Annotated in this window: 2 protein-coding genes and 1 pseudogene; 2 read left to right on the top strand and 1 reads right to left on the bottom strand. The window is 60.1% G+C overall.

The annotated features are described in order from the left end of the window. The first annotated feature begins 79 nt into the window (after positions 1-79). A pseudogene (locus F7R02_RS24970) lies at positions 80-414 on the top strand (DUF3653 domain-containing protein). A 336-nt stretch (positions 415-750) separates the two neighbouring features. Here F7R02_RS24970 and F7R02_RS24960 read toward each other — a convergent pair. Further along, complete coding sequence (locus tag F7R02_RS24960; protein ID WP_078589890.1) at positions 751-2,052, bottom strand: zonular occludens toxin family protein; 1,302 nt, start codon at positions 2,050-2,052, stop codon at positions 751-753. A gap of 60 nt (positions 2,053-2,112) precedes the next feature. On the opposite strand from F7R02_RS24960, the gene F7R02_RS24955 reads away from it, so the two are divergent. Continuing rightward, a partial coding sequence (locus F7R02_RS24955; RefSeq protein ID WP_151210039.1) for a transposase occupies positions 2,113-2,299 on the top strand: 187 nt, incomplete at its 3' end.

The raw sequence follows: 2,299 nt of genomic DNA, 5'->3' as shown, positions 1-2,299 counted from the left end.
ATCTCGCGCCGGGTCTGCTTGCGCTTGCCCAGGCCCTCAGCGTCACCGAACGTCAGCTGCATAGATGATCCTCTACATGATGAGGCGGGTAGTGTCGCGTATCTGTGGTGCGTTGTTCAGAGCTTCCCTAACCGGCCCTTGGGCCGGTTTTGGTTTTCAGGGGCATCGGTTTTTCACTCCCGAAGGCCGAGATATCGACCCGGTGGGAATGCGGTACTGGTCGCTCACATGCAACATCGCCCGCGAGTGGGCGCTGATGATGGCCGAGGAACGCGAGCGCGTGTGGCATGCCAGGCCGGCCGAGGTGATCTACCTGCGGGACTTGCTCCGGCGCAGGCGTGAAATGCGGCTATCAGTGGTGGATGGCGCGGGGTCCGCCGGACGCGTGGGCCACGAGGTCCACGGCGCGGGTAAGGCGTTATCCGTAGGGGCTATGCCCCTACACCCCTGGGTTATTTGCAGGCGTCTTGGACTGCGTTATCCCAATAGCTGGAAAGCGCGAAAGAGCGATGCACGCCGGCAGCTTCATAGGCTGCACGACGCCCCTCTTTGGCAACCTCACAGGCATAGCGATCCTTGGAAGAACTGGCAGCCACATAGGTCCCAGAACCGGAACGAACTGGTAAACGACTTGCGCACCGTTCACGCACTTGAAAACCTGCTGGGCGCTGGCCGGAGCGGAAGCCACGAAGAGCACAACAAGAAACGCACGAATATCCATACGCCCTCCCCTTGAGAGCGGGATTCTACCTACATCTGCAAGGTAGTGGCCGGCGTCGTGGTGTTCGTGGTGTAGGCCTTGTTGTCCGGGAACGTGCCCTGCGTGCGCGGCCCGTACTCAATGACACCGCCTCGCACCCGGTCGCGGTCAGCGCCGCCGCCGTCACTCCCTACGGTCGCAACGCCAGCAGCGCCACCGCTCCCATCCGGGGCCATGTTATAGAGCCGTGCGTCCTTCTCACGAATGGGCGCTGTCCAGGGCCACGCGGTGGCCACCATGATGTGCTTGCCGGCTGACAAGCGAACGCCGTACGTGACGACGCTGACGCTATAGCCCAGGGCGCGCAACTGCGTGAGGTCCAGTTCCTCAATGACGTTGTTGCTCTCATCGATCCATTGGACCCACGCCCGATCCTGATCCCCTACCCGCGCACGCGCTGACAGCCGTATGCGGCCCTTGTTGGCAAGCTCGGCGACATAGCGCTGTTCCTGCGTGAGATCGGCCAGCGGATCGGGCGGCGGCGGCTGGATCGGCACGCTCGGCGCGCCATTTGCCAAGCCGGAACCAACGTGTGTGGGCTTATTGGTCTCGCTTGCCGAGGCAACAGGCTTGTTCGGATCGGAACGATCCTTGGTGAAGTAGTGCACGAAGAAGTAGATGCCAACACCACCGACAACGATGAAGATCGCAGCACGCACCGCCATCGCTGCCCAGACGTTCTTGCCACCCTCTTCGTAGACCTCGGTGTTTTCGGCACCAGGGGCATAACCGTCATACAGCGGAAAAATCGCAGGATCGTACTTGAGCGTCTGACCGCCCACCTTCTCGAACTTGCCCGGCGAGGTGGTGTGGAAATACGTCACGCGATATCGGCCCTTCATGCCGATGGCGGTGAGCTTCTGAAAGGTGTTTTTCTTCTCGATACGCGCTTTCACCGCCGAGTGCAGGCGGTTGATCCACTGCGTCATGATGACCGCATCGCCTCCGTTCTGGCCGAGCAGCGCCCAGAAATTCTCAACTGCCGGCGCGAGCGGCTTGCGCTCGTTGACGTAGAACTCGTGCACCTCATCAATGACGACTAACGCATCTTTGAACTCATCAGGAATGCACCACTTGCCCGACTCATCCTGCGTGCACGCAAAAAGCTTGGTCACGTCCTTCGTATCGACCAAGACGAGGAGGCTTTGCACATCGCTTTCGGCAATGCCCAGGTGCTTGGCAATGCGATCAAACCGCAAGCCGTTGAGACGGGCGAACACACGCCGGCCCTTCTTGAGCGCGGGGAGAATGTGATTCTTTACCGCGTCATAGCTCTTGCCGGCACGCGGCACACCTTCATTGAAAACTAGGGCCTGTTAACACTAATGGCCCGAGCGATTAAACTATTGGGCATGGAGATCACGCCAGCACAATTTTCTCTGATCGAACACTGCCTGCCGGCGCAGCGCGGCAATGTCAGCATGACCAACCTGCAAGTGGTCAACGCCATCCTTTACGTTGCCGAGCATGGCTGCAAATGGCGCGGCCTACCCAAGCGCTTTGGCAACTGGCATACGGTCTACACACGCATGAACCGTT

Origin of the sequence: Xanthomonas cissicola (genome assembly GCF_008801575.1) — a bacterium.
Taxonomy (GTDB): Bacteria; Pseudomonadota; Gammaproteobacteria; order Xanthomonadales; family Xanthomonadaceae; genus Xanthomonas; species Xanthomonas cissicola.
Note: the sequence above shows the minus strand (reverse complement) of the source record. Positions and strands in the feature narration are given on the sequence as shown.